The following is a 14,932-nucleotide window of genomic DNA, read 5'->3' on the forward strand; positions in this document are numbered from 1 at the left end:
TCTATGACGGCGGACGTGCCTTCTACTCCTCGATGAGGCGCTGCTCCCGTTCGCGCTGTACGGCGAGCCGCCGGCCTCGGCGTAGGGAGTAGATGGCGACCGCCGTCCCGATGAGCCCGCCGACCACGAGACCGAATGGGAAGCCGAAGTGCAGTTCGGGCGCGCCGGAATCGAAACCGTTCCCGACGTCGATGAGCGGATGCCCTGTGGCGGCGTGGAAGGACAGTGCGGCGAAGAATCCCACGATGAGGGCGATAGTGGTGGCCCAGAAGGTGATCTTTCGGCGCCGTGTCGAGCGTGCGGCGAGCAACTCCATCGACAGGCCCTCCGAGCGGCAATACAGCGAGAGCGCCAGGCTCGGGATGATGAGCGCGGCGAACGCGACGATCGACCAGAGACCCGTTCCCGTGAGGGCGAGTCCGATCGGGACGACGAGCGCGGCGAAGGTCGAGAGCGTGTAGGCGAACGCCGTGCCCCGCAGGACGATGTCGCTTTCGCGCTCGTCGCTCATCGACGGGTCGTTCAGGCCCGAGATGGTGTCTGCGGTGGAAACGAAGGTGGAAGTGCTCATGGTGGCTCCTTACGAATTCGGGGAGTCGTCGTCCAGGGGAAACAGTTCTTCGACCGTGGCGCCGAGCTCGCGGGCGATGCGCAGCGCGAGGTAGACGCTCGGGGAGTAGTCGCCCTTTTCGATGGCGACGATCGTCTGCCGGGACGCGCCAACGGCGTCGCCGAGCTCGGCCTGCGTGAGTTTGCCGGCCTTGCGGCGATCCCGGATCGGGCTCGCGGCGGCGCCGGGGCGAGCTTCTGGGCTGGCGGCCATGCCACCTCCGAAAGTTGGTGCGAACGTGGGCACTACCTCGTTCGTGTCGACTTTATTTGACATTGGAAGTCAAACAAACCTGACTTTTTGTGTCAAGTGCACTCGACATTTGTGTCGATGCAAGAGGTTGTGCCTGCAGGCTTTTGCCATGGGGCAACCTCGACGTCACTTCTCCTTAAACTGCGCCTGAGAAACTGATCGCCATGAGCGCACGTCTGATCGTCTCGTTGTCCGGCATTCGCGATAAGCACCTGGACAAGTGCTCCGAGCTCGTTTCCGAACTCGATCGCCGCGAGATCCCTGTATCGCTTCTCGTTTCGCCTCGCCGCGGCGAGAAGTATCGGCTCGCTGATGACAAGGACACCCAGGAGTGGATTCGCGCGCGTAAGGACGCAGGCGATGCGATCGTGCTCGGCGGATACGACGAGGCGGCGACGAAGCGGCGCCGCGCCGAGTTCGCGACGATCGGCCGCTCCGAGGCGCACGTTCGTCTCACGGCCGCAGCCCGTCTCATGGACGGTCTCGGGCTGTCGACGCCGCTGTTCGCTCCGCCGCGCTGGGTTGCCTCGCCGGGCGCCATGGAGGCGCTGCCGAAGGTGGGCTTCCGGATGTGTGCGGACCTTTCGGGGATCCACGATCTCGAGCGAGGCACCTTCGAGCGCGGCCGGATGCTTTCGCTCGGCGAGGGCTTCGTGGCCGACTCGCTGTGGTGCCGCGCGATGGTCGCGGCCGCCGGTCGGATCGCCGGGGTGGGTGGCCTCGTACGCGTGAATATCGCGGCCAAGCACCTGCAGCGGAATAATCCCCGGTCGGCTCTGTTCGACGCCGTCGACGTCGTCACCAACGCACACGGCGGGCACGCGACCCGCTACGCATGGCAGCCGCTGTCGGACGAGAGCCAGGCTCGCGCGGCGGGCGGATCGGACGTCCGCGGCGGCGCGGGAAAGACCGCGGCGGGCGTGGCTGCCGCCGGGCCGCGAACCGTCGCCTAGCTGCCCGGAAAGGGGGCTGGACGGGGAAACGGTTAGGATTGGCGCTAGATATGTTCTCGCCCTCAAGCCGCCGCAGCGCCCTAGGAGTGTCGATGGCCCGCGTAGTAGTCGAAGTCATGCCGAAGCAGGAGATCCTGGACCCGCAAGGGCAGGCAATTCACCGGGCGCTCGGGCGCCTCGGTCACGAGGGCGTCTCCGACGTCCGGCAGGGCAAGCGCTTCGAGCTCGAGGTATCGGACGATGTCTCCGACACCGAGCTGGAGAAAATCGCCGATAGCCTCCTCGCGAACACGGTGATCGAGGACTGGAAGGTCGTGCGCACCTCGGTGGAGGCCGCACAGTGAGCCCGCGGATCGGCGTCATCACCTTCCCCGGCACGCTTGACGATGACGATGCCGCTCGTGCAGTGCGGTACTCGGGCGCCGAGCCGGTATCGCTGTGGCACGCCGACGCCGACCTCAAGGGCGTCGACGCGGTCATCGTCCCCGGCGGATTCTCGTACGGTGACTACCTGCGCTGCGGCGCGATTGCCTCGATGGCCCCCGTCATGGGTTCCGTCGTCGAGGCGGCGGGCGGCGGAATGCCCGTACTCGGTATTTGCAACGGCTTCCAGATCCTCTGCGAGGCGGGACTGCTTCCCGGCGCGCTGGCCCGGAACGAGAAGATGCATTTCGTGTGCCGCGACGAATGGTTGCGAGTGGAGAACAACTCGACAGCGTGGACGAACCGCTTCGAGGCCGGCGCCGAGATCCTCGTTCCGTTGAAGTCGGGAGAGGGGCGCTACATCGCCACCGCGGACACCCTCGCCGAGCTCGAGGACAGCGGTCGCGTGGTGTTCCGCTACGCTGCCGGCGCGCCGAACGGGTCGACCGGAGATATCGCGGGCATCGCCTCCGAGAACGGCCGCGTCGTGGGGCTCATGCCGCACCCGGAGCACGCTATCGACCCGCTCACGGGTCCGAGCAACGACGGGCTCGGGTTGTTCCTGTCTGCTCTCGACGCCGTCGTCAGCGCATAGTCGAGCCGCCACCACGGGGATTCGGGAGTAGTCGAGGACATGCAGCGCCAACGCAATGCCGAGAGGGACTTCGACATCGTGCTGTTCGGCGCCGCCGGGTTTACCGGCGGGCTTGTCGCCGACTACCTGTCCGGGCACCTACCGCGCGAGGCGCGTTGGGCGATCGTCGGGCGTGAGCGCGCGGAACTCGAGATCGCGGCGCAGCGGCTGGCACGGTCGGCGCCGAAAGCCGCCGCCCCCGAACTTCTCGTGGCCGACGTCGTCGACCCGAAGCAGGTCGCGGAGATCGCCCCGCGCGCGCGGGTGATCGCGTCCACCATCGGGCCCTACCTCGAGCGCGGCGGCGTGCTCGTGTCGCTGTGCGCGGCACACGGCACGGACTACGTCGATCTGTGCACCGAGACAGAGTTCGTCGATCGCGTCTATCTGGAGCAGAACGCCCTGGCCGAAGCCAGCGGCGCGCGCATCGTGCACGCATGCGGTTTCGAATCAGTCCCCGCCGACCTAGGCGTCTACTACACGATGAAGTACGTGCCCGAAGGGGTGGCGCTGGGGCTCACGGCCGCGCTCAGCGTGGACGCCCGCTTTTCTCGAGGCACCCTCGACAGCGCCTTCGGCCAGTTCCGCCGCGCCAAAGAGGCGCGCGAATCCGCGGAACGCCGTCGTCATCTCGAGGGAGCGCCACTCGGCAGGCGGGTGCGCTACGTGCGCGGGTTGCCGCACTACGACGATTCGCTGCGTCGCTGGCTCGTGCCGCTACCCGCGATGGATCCACGTGTGGTCGTGCGATCGGCATCGTCCATGGACCAGTACGGTCCCGATTTCTCGTACTCGCATTTCGCCGCGGTCGACCACTTCGCGACAGTGGCGACCGGAATGGCCGGCGTGGCGAGCATCTTCGCCGCCTCGCAGATCCCGATGCTCGTCGGACTCCTCGACCGCTCCCGCGAATGGTTCCGGGAACACCGCCCGATCCGGACCGGGGTGCACCACCACTCGGGGCCGAGCGATCAGGCGCGCAAGCGTGCCCTGTTCGGCTCTGAGGGGCCCGACGTGCTGAGGCGCGCCAGGTCCTCGTTCGACGTGACGTTCCTCGCCAAGGGAGGCGGACGCACCGTCGTCACACGTGTATCCGGCGGGGACCCGGGCTATTCGGAGACCTCCATGATGCTCGCGGAGGCCGCGATGTGCCTCGCGTTCGACGACAACCCCACGCACTCCGGTCAGCTCACTCCCGCCTACGCGATGGGGGAGCGCCTGCTCGAGAGAGTCCAGGCAGGGGGCCTGAGGTTCGAGGTCCTGCAAGAGTAAATGCGGAAGGCGGCTAGGCTGGTTAATCGTGAGCGACACGATCGATACCACCTCCCATGCCGCAGCCACTCCGGAACTCGATCAGCCTTGGGCCGAACTCGGCCTGGCCGAAGACGAGTACCAGCGAATCCGCGACATTCTCGGCCGCCGGCCGACCGAGGCCGAGCTCGCGATGTACTCGGTTATGTGGTCGGAACATTGTTCGTATAAGTCCTCGAAGGCGCACCTGCGCTACTTCGGGCAGACCACCACCGACGCGATGCGCACGAAGCTGCTCGCGGGCATCGGCGAGAACGCCGGCGTGGTGTCGATCGGCGACGGCTGGGCCGTGACCTTCAAGGTCGAATCCCATAATCACCCGAGCTACATCGAGCCGTACCAGGGCGCCGCGACCGGCGTCGGCGGGATCGTCCGCGACATCATGGCGATGGGCGCGCGGCCCGTGGCGGTTATGGACCAGCTGCGCTTCGGCGCGATCGACCACCCGGACACCCAGCGCGTGGTCGGCGGCGTCGTCGCCGGCGTCGGCGGCTACGGCAACTCCCTCGGCCTGCCGAACATCGGCGGCGAGACTGTGTTCGACCCCTCGTACCAGGGCAACCCGCTCGTCAACGCGCTGTGCGTGGGTGCGCTGCGCGAGGAGGACCTGCACCTCGCGTTCGCCTCCGGCACCGGCAACCGGATCATCCTGTTCGGCGCGCGCACCGGCCTCGACGGCATCGGTGGCGTGTCCGTGCTCGCCTCGGAAACCTTCGATTCGAATGACGGCGGACCCCGCAAACTCCCGAGCGTGCAGGTGGGCGACCCGTTCGCGGAGAAGGTGCTCATCGAGTGCTGCCTCGACCTGTACCGCGAGGACCTCGTCGTCGGGATCCAGGACCTCGGCGGCGCCGGTCTGTCGTGTGCGACGAGCGAGCTCGCCGCGGCGGGCGACGGCGGCATGCACATCGTGCTCGACAACGTCGCGCTCCGCGCCGAGAACATGACTGCGGCGGAGATCCTGTCCTCGGAGTCGCAGGAGCGCATGTGCGCCGTGGTGAGCCCCGAGAACGTCGATGCGTTCTACGAGGTCTGCCGCAAATGGGACGTGCTCGCGACCGACATCGGCGAGGTCACCGACTCCGAGCACCTCGTTATCGAGCACAAGGGCGAGACCGTGGTCGACGTGCCGCCGAAGACCGTGGCGCTCGAAGGTCCCGTCTATGACCGGCCACTGGCGCGCCCCGAATGGCAGGACGAGCTCCAGGCGGACACCGCCGCGAACCTGACCCGCCCGTCGACGGGCGAAGAACTGCGCGCGACCCTGCTGAAGATGCTCGCCTCGCCCGCATTGTGCTCGCGACGCTTTATCACCGAGCAGTACGACCGCTACGTGCGCGGCAACACGATCGCCGCGGAATACGCCGACGGCGGCGTCATCCGCATCGACGAGCAGACGGGCCGCGGCGTCGCGATCTCCACCGACACCTCGGGGCGCTACACCAAGTTGGACCCGTATCGCGGCGCCCAGCTGGCGCTGGCCGAGGCCTACCGCAACGTTGCGGTCACGGGGGCGACGCCCATCGCCGTCACCAATTGCCTGAACTTCGGTTCGCCCGAGGACCCGGCGGTCATGTGGCAGTTCAGCGAGGCCGTGCACGGGCTCGCCGACGGCTGCGCGCAGCTCGGCATACCGGTCACGGGCGGCAACGTCTCGTTCTACAACCAGACCGGCAACCAGGCGATCCTGCCGACCCCGGTGGTCGGTGTACTGGGAGTGCTGGATGACGTCGCACGCCGCAATCCCACGGCCTTCGGCGATACACCCGGTGAGTTGATCTACGTGATCGGCGATGTGCGCGACGAGTTCGACGGCTCGATCTGGGCACAGGTCGCCCACGATCATCTCGGCGGGACTCCGCCCGAGGTGGACCTCGAATGGGAGGCCACGCTCGCCCGCGTGATGTCGGCGTGCTCACGCGATGGCCTCGTCACGTCCGCACACGACGTGTCCGAGGGCGGGCTGGCGCAGTCGCTCGTCGAGGCCGCGATCGCCGGGGAGTGTGGCGTGCGTGTCGTGCTGCCGGACGGCGCAGACCCGTTCGTGTGGCTGTTCTCCGAGTCCGCGGGGCGGATCGTCGTGTCCGTACCCCGCGGGGAGGAGCCGCGCTTCCAGCAGATGCTGTCGGCGCAGCGCCTGCCCCACGCGCGGATCGGGGTGACCGACGCCGACTCCGGGGAATTCGAGGTGCAGGGGCTATTCACCGCGAGCCTCGATGAGCTCTCTGAGGCGTGGGAGGGCACCCTCCCGGCCTACTTCGGTTCGCAGGTGGCCGCCGTCGTCGCCGAAGCCGGCGCGAACCCGGACGAGGCCTAGCCCGTTCTGCCCAGAGAGGGGGAGCGAGATGCCGCGTAAGGCGCCCACCGCAGCCGAGGTCACGGCCTCGGTCGCCGCGGCCGGCGACTGGCTGGGCGATATCGCCCGTGCCCGACGTCAGAACTCCCCGCTCGGGGACGAGAAGGTCGGACCACACCGAGCGGTGGTCGCCGCGGCGGTGCGGGGAACGTTGTCGCTGCTGGAGGGGGACCTGCCCGGCCGCTCCGTCGAGGTGCGCGTCCCCCCTTTCGGGGCAGTGCAATGTGTGGAAGGGCCGCGTCACACGCGCGGCACGCCGCCGAACGTCGTCGAAACCGATGCGGGCACGTGGCTGCTTCTCGCAACCGGCGAGGTCAGTTGGACCGAGGCCGAGGACGCGGGGTGGCTCAAGCTCTCCGGAATCCGGGCGGGCGACATCGCCGTCGCGCTACCTGTGGTGCGTCCTGCCAAATAGCCAATTGCGGGCGGGTGAACGTAGAGTGTTACTGCGGTGCGCCGCCACGTGCGTGCGCCCACCAGCAGCAACACGAGTACCTGAGTTCGACACGACCTCAACAGCTCTGATTGGAGAGCCCCACGTGGCTAAGCCAAGCCGGTCGCCAATCCATTCGACACCCGCCCGGGCATCCGCGCACCGCGGTGGCAGTTCCGTACAGCTCGGGATGCCGGATCCGACGTCAGTGGGACCGGTCGGACTGCCGATAGACACCGAACGCATCGGCCCAGTCGAGGAGTGCGGCGTATTCGGCGTGTGGGCGCCGGGCGAGGATGTCGCGAAGATGTCCTACTACGGGCTTTATGCACTTCAGCACCGTGGCCAGGAAGCCGCCGGCATCGCGGTCGGCGACGGCGAGCAGGTGCTCGTCTACAAGGACCTCGGGCTCGTGAGCCAGGTATTCGACGAACAAACCCTCGAGGCGATGGAAGGCCATGTGGCCGTTGCCCACTGCCGCTACTCGACCACCGGCTCGACCGCGTGGGAGAACGCGCAGCCGATGTTCCGGACGACGTCCGCGGGCTCGGTGCTCGCGCTGGGGCACAACGGCAACCTCACCAACACCGATGCGCTCACCGATCGGGCGACGGAGCTGGGGATCAGCGGCTATCAGCGTGGCGGAACCCATTCCGATTCGGACATCATCTCCACCCTTCTCGCGCACCTCGCCGCAGATCTCTCGGTGGAGGAGGCAGCGGCGCAGCTACTCCCGGACGTCAAGGGCGCGTTCTCGCTGACCTTCTCCGACGAGCGCACCCTGTACGCCGCCCGCGACCCGCACGGGGTGCGGCCACTGGTGCTCGGTCGCCTCGAGCGGGGCTGGGTCGTGGCCTCGGAGACCTCCGCGCTCGATATCGTCGGCGCCGCGTACGTGCGCGAGATCGAACCGGGCGAGCTCATCGCGATCGACGAGAACGGCGTTCGCTCGCGCCGCTTCTCCCAGCCGACGCCGAAGCGCTGCGTCTTCGAATACGTCTACCTCGCCCGGCCGGACTCGGTGTTGTCGGATCGGCTCGTGCACTCGGCGCGCCAGGAGATCGGACGGCGGCTCGCCCGCGAGTTCCCCGCCGACGGCGACCTCGTGATCCCCGTGCCCGAATCGGGAACTCCCGCCGCAGTCGGCTACGCGCAGGAATCGGGTATCCCATTCGCGCAGGGCCTGATGAAGAACGCCTACGTCGGCCGCACCTTCATTCAGCCGTCGCAGACTATTCGGCAGCTCGGTATCCGGCTCAAGCTCAACCCTCTTCGCGAGGTGATCCGCGGCAAGCGCCTCGTCGTCGTCGACGATTCCATCGTCCGCGGCAACACCCAGCGCGCTCTCATCCGGATGCTCCACGAGGCCGGGGCGAAAGAGGTGCACGTGCGTATCGCGTCGCCGCCGGTGCGCTGGCCCTGCTTCTACGGGATCGATTTCGCCTCGCCGGCGGAGCTCATCGCCAATGGCGCGGAGGGAGACACCGAGATTCTCGAGGCCGTGCGACGGGCTATCGGCGCCGATTCCCTCGGTTACATCTCGCCCGAGGGGATGATCGAGGCGACCGAGCAGCCGAGCGAAAGTCTGTGCGCGGCGTGCTTCGACGGGGTCTACCCGATCGAGCTCAATGATGCTCGCTTCCACAGGGGCAAGGTGTGTGGGACGCCGGCGGACCCGGTGTCGACACAGGAGAACGTGGCCCCTGCGCGGGCCTAGGTTCTCCGCCGTCATTCTTCGGTGTTGTTCGGCGCCGAACGGGATGAGGGCGAGTGTGACTCGGCCACCGAGGTGGCGATAGATTGAACGGGCCGAGAATGAACCGGCCGGATGAAGACAAGCACGTCAACCGCGAGACCGCGCCGGCGCCGGCCGCCGGGACCGACTACGCAAGGAACTGATCGCAATCATGACCGACCAGCCCAGCACTGGCGCCTCGTACGCCGCGGCCGGAGTGGACATCGACGCAGGCGAGCGGGCGGTCGAGCTGTTCGCCCCGCACGCCAAGCGCGCGACCCGGCCGGAGGTGACCGGCGGGCTCGGCGGCTTCGCTGGGCTCTTCCAGCTCAAGAACAACTACCGGCAGCCGCTGCTCGCCTCGTCCACGGACGGCGTCGGCACGAAGATCGCGGTCGCGCAGGCGATGGACATCCACAACACCGTTGGCATCGACCTCGTCGCGATGGTCGTCGACGATCTCGTCGTGTGCGGCGCCGAGCCGCTGTTCCTGCAGGACTACATCGCGATCGGGAAAGTCGTTCCCGAGCATGTCGCGCAGATCGTCGAGGGCATCGCCGAGGGCTGTGTGCGCGCCGGCTGCGCCCTACTCGGCGGCGAGACCGCGGAGCACCCGGGCGTCATGGCGCCGGGGGAGTACGACATTTCGGGCACGGGCGTCGGCGTCGTCGAGGCGGACGAGGTGCTGTCTGCCGAGTCGGTGCGCCCCGGCGACGTGCTCATCGGCATGGAGGCCTCGGGTATGCACTCGAACGGTTACTCGCTCGCCCGGCACGTGCTCCTCGACCTCGCCCGCCTCCCGCTGGAGGGGCATGTCGAGGAGTTCGGCCGCTCGCTCGGCGAGGAGCTGCTCGAGCCGACCCGCATCTATGCACTCGACTGCCTCTCGCTGATCGCCGAAACCGATGTGCGCGTGTTCTGCCACGTCACCGGCGGCGGGCTCGCCGAGAACCTCGGCCGGGTCATCCCGCGGGGACTCAACGCGAAGATCGACCGCGCGAGCTGGCAGGTGCCCTCGGTGTTCCGCGTCGTGCAGCACCACGGCAAGGTCGCCGAGGCCGAGATGGAACGCACCTTCAATATGGGCGTGGGCATGGTCGCCGTCGTGGCTCCCGAGGACGTGGACCGCGCGCAGGCGATCCTCACCGCCCGCCACATGAAGAACTTCGTGATGGGCACGGTCGAGAAGGCTGCGCACGACGCGCCGGATCAGCTCGTCGACGTGTTCGGCTCGCACTCGACGTTCTGATCGGGGCGCGGGCGGGCGGCCCGAGGGGGCCTGGAGAACTCGCCGGGCCCGGAGAAATCGACAAACATTCACCCCGGTAGTCACGTGCTACCGGGGTGAATGCTTGCGCGGTGAATCTTGAGGCTGGGGGGGCGATCAGCGCCGGTCGTAACCGTCGTCGTAGTCGTCCGCCCAGTCGTCGCCGTCGTCATGGCCACCATGACTCGGCTTCTGGCCTGCTAGTTCACGTTGGAGTTGCTCGAAATCGGTGCTCGGCGTGTTGTACTTGAGCTCGCGTGCGACCTTTGTCTGCTTCGCTTTAGCGCGGCCTCGGCCCATTAGCCTGACCCCCTCGGAACCTGGTGCTGGGCCACCTCGGGGGTGCCCATCGCATGTGTGTATGTATTTGCCTGGCTCCAAGGATAGCCAATAAGGCGCGGAAAGTCCCGACGACCTCCCCTTCGTGGTGCAATCTGCAGCACACAGGGTTTTTACAGGGGCAACCGCCGGTTATAAGAAAGTCGTATGCCCGCGATCAGCCTTCTCGGAGGCGCTTGATCGCGTCTCTTCCGGCCTGCGGGCCGGAGTCGTCGGGAAGCGAATCCGGGTCGATTGAGGCGGCCCCATCCGAGACGGTGAGCGCCACATCGGCGCCCACGTTGCGCTTGACGAGAGCGAGCGCCACCGGACCGAGCTCGTGGTGGTGAACGGCGGTTCCGAGTCGACCGACGGTGCGCGAGCCGGCCTTGACCTCGGCGCCGGCGCCGGGCAGTTCGTCCTCGCTGCCGTCGAGGAGCAGCCGCACGAGCGCACGTGGCGCGCGACCGAGGTTGTGCACCCGAGATACGGTTTCCTGCCCGCGGTAGCACCCCTTGTCGAGATGCACCGCGCCGCCTGAGGCGACGTCTCCGATCCACGCCGGAACCTCGTGCGGGATCGTCTTCTCGTCGAGGTCTGTCTCGTCCGGGACGAGCTCCATCACGCGCAGCGCGTCGAAACCCCACCGACCCATGACGGCGGAGCACGCTTCGGCCAAGGCGGTCCAGGCCCGCCCGAGCTGTGCCCGGTCGACGATGACGTCCTCGCCGGTATGTCCGGCGGAGCCGTGCCGCGCCCGACGCGCGATGAGCCAGTCGGTAGGGGCGGGAGCGGCGACGTCATCCAGCGAATCGAGGACGCTTGCGGCCGAGGGCCCCACAACGGTGAGTAGGGCCAGTTCGGACGCTATGCGCGGGGTCACCTCGGACCAGAACACCATCTTGTCGAGAAATTCGAACAGCGACTGCGCGCGGCCCGCCGCCGTGTCGAGGACGAGGGAATCGGCGGTGGCGTAGATGCCGAAGCTGTGCTCGACGCGGCCATTGGCATCGAGGATGAGCGAGCGCGTCGACTCGCCCTCGGCGAGTTCGGTGACGTGCTGGCTGATGAACCCCTCCAGCCACGTGAGCCGCTCCGGGCCGGTGAGGACTACGAACTCCCTGTCACTGCGGTCGACCAGCGCGGAACCGGTTTCCGCGGCGCGCTGCTCGGCGAAGGGATCGCCGAAATGTCCGGCGGTGGTGCCGTCGGGGTCGGCGACCGCCCCCGGATGGCCGAGAGAGGGGGCGATTTCGGATGGAGCGGGTGGTGTCGATGCGTCGCCGGTAGTACTCACCCTTTCGATACTACGTACCGTGGAGGGCATGACGAATTTTCCAGGCGGGCCGGGTGAGGCCCGAGACGCAGGAGAGGTGTCCTCGCCGGTGGAGGCGAACGCGAGCCGGGTCGTGTTGCACGTGGCCGGGCCCGGCCTGGCGACGCCGAAGGTCGTCGACCCCGATGCCCCGCTGCTTCTCGCGGACGATCTCGGCGCGGTGCGCGGGGACGGCTGCTTCGACTCGCTGCTGCTGCACCGCGGGCGCGCGCTCAAGCCACTGCGTCACCTCGCCCGGATCTCGCGGTCGGCGCGGATGCTCGAGATAGATCCCCCCGGCGAACAAGAGTGGACCGCGGGGATCGAGGCGGCGGAAGCCGAGTGGGTGCGCATCCATGGTGGCGATACCGTGTCCGCGCCAGACGCACTGCTCCGCCTGGTGCTCACGCGCGGCGCCGAGCACGCCGCAGGCCGCGCGGATGACGCGACGGCGTACATCACGGTCGCAGCGATCGGTACCCATGTGGCGAAGGTGCGCAGGGAGGGGATCGCGGTGCAGGTGCAACAGCGCGGTTTCTCGGTGGATCTCGCCGCGAACGCGCCGTGGCAACTGCTCGGCGCGAAGACTCTGTCATATGCGACGAACATGGCCGCGCTGCGGCATGCGGCGGCCGACGGCTTCGGCGACGTGCTCTTTCTGTCCTCGGAGGGCGAGGTGCTCGAGGGACCGCGCTCGACGATCGTCGCAGTGCGCGACGGGGCCCTACTCAGCCCGCCGCAGGAGATCGGCATTCTCGAGGGGACCACGCTCGGCGCGCTCGGCGAGGCCGCGCAGCGTCGCGGGATCCCGCTGCGCCGCGAGCATCTGCTGCTCTCGGACCTGCTCGTCGCGGATTCGGTGTGGTTCATCTCGTCGATCACACTTGCCGCGCGCGTGGTGCGTATCGACTCCCACGAGATCGGCGGCCGCGATGCGGGGATCGATGTGGGCGCGCTCGTCGCCGAGGCCGTGGGCGTGGAGAACTGGCCCGGCTAGGTCCGATCTTCGGCGAGTCGCGCGCCGAGCGCGTCGAGTACCGGCCGTAGTTTGACGAGCGTTTCGGCCCATTCGGCCTCGGGATCCGAGGGGGCGAGAATGGCGCCGCCCACCCCGATCGAGGTTCCCCGTGGGCCGGTCACCGCGGTCCGGATCGTGATCGCGAGATCCGCCGAACCGTCCGGCGCGAGCCATCCGAGCGCCCCGGAGTACAGCCCGCGGGCGCGCGGTTCGATCCGCGCGCACAGGTCCATCGCGCGACGCTTGGGGGCGCCGGTCATCGAGCCGCCGGGAAACGTCGCGGCGATCGCGTCGACGAGGTCGCGGCCCGGCTCGAGCCGTCCGGTGATCGTGCTCACGAGCTGATGCACGTGCGAGAACGATTCGACCTCGCACAGCTGCGGCACACCGACGCTGCCGAGCGCGCTCACCCGGCCGAGGTCGTTGCGCAACAGGTCGACGATCATGAGGTTCTCGGCGCGGTCCTTGTCATTGCTGGCCAGGTCCTCATGCAGCGCACGGTCTGAGTCGGCGTCGGCGCCACGCGGGCGTGTACCCTTGATCGGCCTCGTCTCCATCGCCCCGCAGGGGTCGACGCGCAGGAATCTCTCGGGTGAGGCGCAGAGCAGGGCAGTGTCCCCGAAGCGCAGGTACGCGCCGAATGGAGCGGGTGTATGACGCCGGAGGCGCTGATACGCGCCAAGCGGATCTTCGATTCTCGGTCCCCGCGCCGTATTCGTCAGGCAGATCTCGTAGGCCTCTCCCAGCCCTATCGCGTCCTGACAGCGGGCAATAGCCTCGAGGTACTCGGCCCGCGACGCGTCGAGGACGAACTCGCCCGTCGACCGCTCTGCCCGATCTGCCTCCGGTTCGTAGTCGCCGTTCCCGTCGCCGCCGTTCCCGTCGCCGCCGGGCTCCCCTTTGCCACGCGCGAGCTCGGCTACGATGCGGGCTGCGTCGTCGAGCCAGGCACGCGCAAGGGATTCGGGCTGCGCGGACTCGTCGCCGGCGGAGAGGAGCGCGACCTCGCCGGTGAACTGGTCGATGATGACGAGTCGCGATGGCACCGCGAGCATCGCGTCCGGAAGCGCGTCGGGCTGCTGCGGCTGCGCCGGGTGCCGCGGCGGAGGGGGCTCGCCGCCCGCTCCCGCGCCCTGGCCGCGGCCGTCCATGCCGAGCCCATATCCGAGCGCACAAACGAGGCCCGGGGAGAAGCCTCCGGGCAGGGCGGGGTGAGCGCCTCCGCCGTCATGGGAATAGATGGGACGGGCGGTTTCGGCCAGTCGACATCGCAATTCGGGGTAGAACCCCTCCGGTGCCGGCGAGGGCGACGCCGTATCCGCGACGTGATGCCAGAAGACGTTGCCCATTGGGCCGTCGGCGGTGCCGAGGATGCTCAGTCTGCCGAGACGCGGATCCGGGCGCGAGCTGTCGAGCCAGAAAGAGTCGCGGGTGTCGCCGAACAGCGCCGGGAAGAGGCGCGCGGCCACATCGCGGGACTCGGCGGGCACGAAAAGACGGCGCGCCCACCAGCAGGTGGACGCGCCGCGAGGATTCAGTTCCGCTCCCGAACCTATCGCCGACTCAGCCGGCGACGCGCTGGAGGCGAGCCGAGAGCGAGGGGATCTGCCCCTTCTCGGGGTGCACGCGCTCCTCGACCCAGCCGAGGTCGCCATTTTCGACGATTCCGTACAGCCGAACGGCGCCGCCGAGCTGCGGGCCGGTCGGCGTCGACATCGTCGCGTCGGTGGTGACCTTCCACGAGGACTGGCTCAGCGGCTGGCCGTAGTACGCCTCGATCACGCCCGAGGCGTGGACGATGAGGAACTCGATCTCGTCGGTCTCGGAGATCCGCCAGAAGCCAGTCTCGCGGTAGGCGGGGATGTCCGCATTGCCCTCGTCATCGAGCTTCCAGCTGCGCGAGGACCAGGAGAGGTAGTTCTCGCCGTCGTGGGAGACGATGATCTGCTGGCCGAAGCGGTGCTCGCCGTGCTGCGCCGTGTCCGCCTCGCCCTCGCCTTCCCAGACGCCGACGAGGGGGAGCAGCGCGAGCAGCCCCGGGTGCAGATCGGGGCCGTGGCGCAGGTTCGCCGTGTCCTCGGCGATGGGAAGCTCGCCGAACGGCACGATGTTGCGCTCGCCCGTTGTCTGCGCGCGTTCGACTGCCGCCTCGACGGCGGCATTGCCGGAGGCGCCGACCTTCTTGGGGCGGTTCGGCTGTTCGGGGGGAGTGTTATCGCTCGTAGTCACTCGCGAAATCCTCTAGGACTCGTCGTGCAGGAAGCGGTAGAGAATGTACGCGGACATGAGGGTGATCACCACGACCGC

Annotated in this window: 15 protein-coding genes; 9 read left to right on the top strand and 6 right to left on the bottom strand. The window is 68.4% G+C overall.

The window, feature by feature from the left end; all coding sequences use genetic code 11:
* Positions 1-22: 22 nt before the first annotated feature.
* Both BJL86_RS03840 and BJL86_RS03845 read right to left on the bottom strand, forming a co-directional pair.
* Positions 23-571: a hypothetical protein gene (locus tag BJL86_RS03840; protein WP_067472689.1), complete on the bottom strand. Its 549-nt coding sequence runs from the start codon at positions 569-571 to the stop codon at positions 23-25.
* A 9-nt stretch (positions 572-580) separates the two neighbouring features.
* On the bottom strand, positions 581-823 hold the full coding sequence (locus BJL86_RS03845) for a helix-turn-helix transcriptional regulator (protein ID WP_067472691.1): 243 nt from the start codon (positions 821-823) through the stop codon (positions 581-583).
* A gap of 203 nt (positions 824-1,026) precedes the next feature.
* Between BJL86_RS03845 and BJL86_RS03850 the strand changes: the two genes are divergently transcribed.
* The 8 genes from BJL86_RS03850 (at position 1,027) to purM (ending at position 9,956) form a co-directional block, all read left to right on the top strand.
* Complete coding sequence (locus BJL86_RS03850) at positions 1,027-1,815, top strand: DUF2334 domain-containing protein (RefSeq protein WP_067472692.1); 789 nt, start codon at positions 1,027-1,029, stop codon at positions 1,813-1,815.
* A 92-nt stretch (positions 1,816-1,907) separates the two neighbouring features.
* Positions 1,908-2,159, top strand: coding sequence for a phosphoribosylformylglycinamidine synthase subunit PurS (gene purS / locus BJL86_RS03855; protein WP_067472693.1), 252 nt, complete (start codon positions 1,908-1,910; stop codon positions 2,157-2,159).
* Positions 2,156-2,833, top strand: coding sequence for a phosphoribosylformylglycinamidine synthase subunit PurQ (gene purQ, locus BJL86_RS03860; protein WP_067472694.1), 678 nt, complete (start codon positions 2,156-2,158; stop codon positions 2,831-2,833). Before purS ends, purQ begins: the two co-directional genes overlap by 4 nt.
* 39 nt (positions 2,834-2,872) lie before the next feature.
* A complete protein-coding gene (locus BJL86_RS03865) occupies positions 2,873-4,144 on the top strand; it encodes a saccharopine dehydrogenase family protein (RefSeq protein ID WP_067472697.1) in 1,272 nt (423 codons plus the stop codon).
* A gap of 28 nt (positions 4,145-4,172) precedes the next feature.
* Positions 4,173-6,500, top strand: a complete 2,328-nt coding sequence (gene purL / locus BJL86_RS03870) for a phosphoribosylformylglycinamidine synthase subunit PurL (protein ID WP_067472700.1) — start codon at positions 4,173-4,175, stop codon at positions 6,498-6,500.
* Between the two features lie 28 nt (positions 6,501-6,528).
* Complete coding sequence (locus tag BJL86_RS03875; protein WP_067472701.1) at positions 6,529-6,954, top strand: sterol carrier family protein; 426 nt, start codon at positions 6,529-6,531, stop codon at positions 6,952-6,954.
* A 208-nt stretch (positions 6,955-7,162) separates the two neighbouring features.
* Positions 7,163-8,689, top strand: coding sequence for an amidophosphoribosyltransferase (gene purF / locus BJL86_RS03880; protein WP_067472702.1), 1,527 nt, complete (start codon positions 7,163-7,165; stop codon positions 8,687-8,689).
* Positions 8,690-8,879: 190 nt separating this feature from the next.
* Positions 8,880-9,956: a phosphoribosylformylglycinamidine cyclo-ligase gene (gene purM / locus BJL86_RS03885; RefSeq protein ID WP_067472705.1), complete on the top strand. Its 1,077-nt coding sequence runs from the start codon at positions 8,880-8,882 to the stop codon at positions 9,954-9,956.
* A 135-nt stretch (positions 9,957-10,091) separates the two neighbouring features.
* On the opposite strand, the gene BJL86_RS03890 is transcribed toward purM, so the two are convergent.
* Together BJL86_RS03890 and ygfZ are read right to left on the bottom strand one after the other, a co-directional pair.
* Positions 10,092-10,274 carry a DUF3073 domain-containing protein gene (locus tag BJL86_RS03890; RefSeq protein ID WP_067472706.1) on the bottom strand — a complete coding sequence of 61 codons (183 nt, stop codon included), beginning with the start codon at positions 10,272-10,274 and terminating at the stop codon, positions 10,092-10,094.
* A gap of 196 nt (positions 10,275-10,470) precedes the next feature.
* Positions 10,471-11,589, bottom strand: coding sequence for a CAF17-like 4Fe-4S cluster assembly/insertion protein YgfZ (gene ygfZ, locus BJL86_RS03895; protein ID WP_231887147.1), 1,119 nt, complete (start codon positions 11,587-11,589; stop codon positions 10,471-10,473).
* Between the two features lie 28 nt (positions 11,590-11,617).
* On the opposite strand from ygfZ, the gene BJL86_RS03900 reads away from it, so the two are divergent.
* On the top strand, positions 11,618-12,604 hold the full coding sequence (locus BJL86_RS03900) for an aminodeoxychorismate lyase (RefSeq protein WP_082908388.1): 987 nt from the start codon (positions 11,618-11,620) through the stop codon (positions 12,602-12,604).
* Here BJL86_RS03900 and pabB read toward each other — a convergent pair.
* The gene (pabB, locus tag BJL86_RS03905) at positions 12,601-14,115 is read right to left on the bottom strand and encodes an aminodeoxychorismate synthase component I (protein ID WP_075844827.1); all 1,515 of its coding nucleotides are present in this window, start codon (positions 14,113-14,115) and stop codon (positions 12,601-12,603) included. The two genes, BJL86_RS03900 and pabB, sit on opposite strands and share 4 nt — an antisense overlap.
* Positions 14,116-14,188: 73 nt before the next feature.
* On the bottom strand, positions 14,189-14,854 hold the full coding sequence (locus BJL86_RS03910; RefSeq protein ID WP_067476575.1) for a heme-binding beta-barrel domain-containing protein: 666 nt from the start codon (positions 14,852-14,854) through the stop codon (positions 14,189-14,191).
* Positions 14,855-14,932 lie beyond the last annotated feature (78 nt).

Origin of the sequence: Dietzia timorensis (assembly GCF_001659785.1) — a bacterium.
Lineage (GTDB): Bacteria > Actinomycetota > Actinomycetes > Mycobacteriales > Mycobacteriaceae > Dietzia > Dietzia timorensis.

Coding starts and splice junctions, on each gene's coding strand:
- BJL86_RS03845 (WP_067472691.1), bottom strand. CDS start 823: ATGGCCGCCAGCCCAGAAGCTCGCCCCGGCGCCGCCGCGAGCCCGATC.
- BJL86_RS03900 (WP_082908388.1), top strand. CDS start 11,618: ATGACGAATTTTCCAGGCGGGCCGGGTGAGGCCCGAGACGCAGGAGAG.
- purM (WP_067472705.1), top strand. CDS start 8,880: ATGACCGACCAGCCCAGCACTGGCGCCTCGTACGCCGCGGCCGGAGTG.
- BJL86_RS03850 (WP_067472692.1), top strand. CDS start 1,027: ATGAGCGCACGTCTGATCGTCTCGTTGTCCGGCATTCGCGATAAGCAC.
- BJL86_RS03875 (WP_067472701.1), top strand. CDS start 6,529: ATGCCGCGTAAGGCGCCCACCGCAGCCGAGGTCACGGCCTCGGTCGCC.
- BJL86_RS03840 (WP_067472689.1), bottom strand. CDS start 571: ATGAGCACTTCCACCTTCGTTTCCACCGCAGACACCATCTCGGGCCTG.
- purF (WP_067472702.1), top strand. CDS start 7,163: ATGCCGGATCCGACGTCAGTGGGACCGGTCGGACTGCCGATAGACACC.
- BJL86_RS03890 (WP_067472706.1), bottom strand. CDS start 10,274: ATGGGCCGAGGCCGCGCTAAAGCGAAGCAGACAAAGGTCGCACGCGAG.
- purS (WP_067472693.1), top strand. CDS start 1,908: ATGGCCCGCGTAGTAGTCGAAGTCATGCCGAAGCAGGAGATCCTGGAC.
- BJL86_RS03865 (WP_067472697.1), top strand. CDS start 2,873: ATGCAGCGCCAACGCAATGCCGAGAGGGACTTCGACATCGTGCTGTTC.